At 54.8% G+C, this 1322-nt stretch carries 3 protein-coding genes; all 3 read left to right on the top strand.

What is annotated here, in order from left to right:
* The coding region (rplJ, locus tag CFE47_RS31645) for a 50S ribosomal protein L10 (protein ID WP_286843142.1) at nt 1-435 on the top strand (435 nt) is incomplete at its 5' end.
* 78 nt (nt 436-513) lie between these two features.
* On the top strand, nt 514-879 hold the full coding sequence (gene rplL, locus CFE47_RS31640; protein WP_016969476.1) for a 50S ribosomal protein L7/L12: 366 nt from the start codon (nt 514-516) through the stop codon (nt 877-879).
* Between the two features lie 219 nt (nt 880-1098).
* On the top strand, nt 1099-1322 hold a 224-nt coding region (locus CFE47_RS31635; protein ID WP_286843139.1), incomplete at its 3' end, for a hypothetical protein.

The following is a 1322-nucleotide window of genomic DNA, read 5'->3' as shown; positions in this document are numbered from 1 at the left end:
CTGTCCGCTGTCGTGGCTGATGCCCGTGGTGTGACAGTAGGCGCTATGACCGGACTCCGTAAAGAGGCTCGTGAAGCTGGCGTATACGTACGTGTTGTACGTAACACCCTGCTCAAGCGCGCTGTTGCTGACACTGAATACAGTGTTCTCAACGACGTGTTCACCGGCCCGACTCTGATCGCGTTCTCCAAAGAACATCCAGGCGCTGCTGCCCGTTTGTTCAAAGAATTCGCCAAGAGTCAGGATAAGTTCGAGATCAAGGCAGCTGCGTTCGAGGGCAAGTTCCTCGCAGCTAACCAAATCGACGTACTGGCAACACTGCCGACCCGCGACGAAGCCATTTCGCAGCTGATGAGCGTGATTCAAGGCGCTACCAGCAAGCTGGCTCGTACTCTGGCCGCAGTTCGCGAGCAAAAAGAAGCTGCCGCAGCCTAAGGCTGAGCAACTTCTCTCGCGTATTTTTGTTTATTTCGATGGCCGAGTAGGCCGTCCCCCAATTCAGGAAATACAGCAATGTCTATCTCCCAAGACGATATCCTCAACGCCGTAGCTGAAATGTCGGTTCTGCAGGTTGTTGAGCTGATCAAAGCTTTCGAAGAAAAATTCGGCGTTTCCGCTGCCGCTGCTTCCGCTGGCCCAGCTGCTGCTGCTGCCGTTGTTGAAGAGCAAACCGAATTCAACGTCATGCTGACCGAAGCTGGCGAGAAGAAAGTAAACGTGATCAAGGCAGTACGTGAGCTGACCGGTCTGGGCCTGAAAGAAGCCAAGGCTGTAGTTGACGGCGCTCCTGCCCTGGTTCTGGAAGCTGTTGCCAAAGACGCAGCTGACAAAGCCAAAGCAGTACTGGAAGAAGCAGGCGCTAAAGTCGAGCTGAAGTAAGCATCGACCTTGCGTTTCCAGCCCAAGCGTTAAGCTGAAGGCTGATGGCTGGTGGCTCTTGCCACCGGCCTTTTTCCGTTCTTGGCTGTCGACTCGGTCGCCGCCATTAACGTGCTGTAGCCACCCGATGCGGTGGTGCAAACCATGGGGTTTGCGAGATTTTCTGGCTGCTCCCGTCGGAGGGGCCAAACAAGCAGGTGACCAAGCTGGGGAACGCTGATGGCTTACTCATATACTGAGAAAAAACGTATCCGCAAGGACTTTAGCAAGTTGCCGGACGTCATGGATGTCCCGTACCTTCTGGCTATCCAGCTGGATTCGTATCGTGAATTCTTGCAGGCGGGAGCGACCAAAGATCAGTTCCGCGACGTGGGCCTGCATGCGGCCTTCAAATCCGTTTTCCCGATCATCAGCTACTCCGGCAATGCTGCGCTGGAGTACGT

Source organism: Pseudomonas sp. PGPPP1, assembly GCF_002255865.1.
GTDB lineage: Bacteria > Pseudomonadota > Gammaproteobacteria > Pseudomonadales > Pseudomonadaceae > Aquipseudomonas > Aquipseudomonas cremoris.
The sequence above is the reverse complement of the archived record's forward strand: the minus strand, read 5'-3'. Positions and strand labels throughout refer to the sequence as shown.

Excerpts from the sequence above, each read along its gene's own strand:
- rplL (WP_016969476.1), top strand. The coding sequence starts at position 514 with ATGTCTATCTCCCAAGACGATATCCTCAACGCCGTAGCTGAAATGTCG.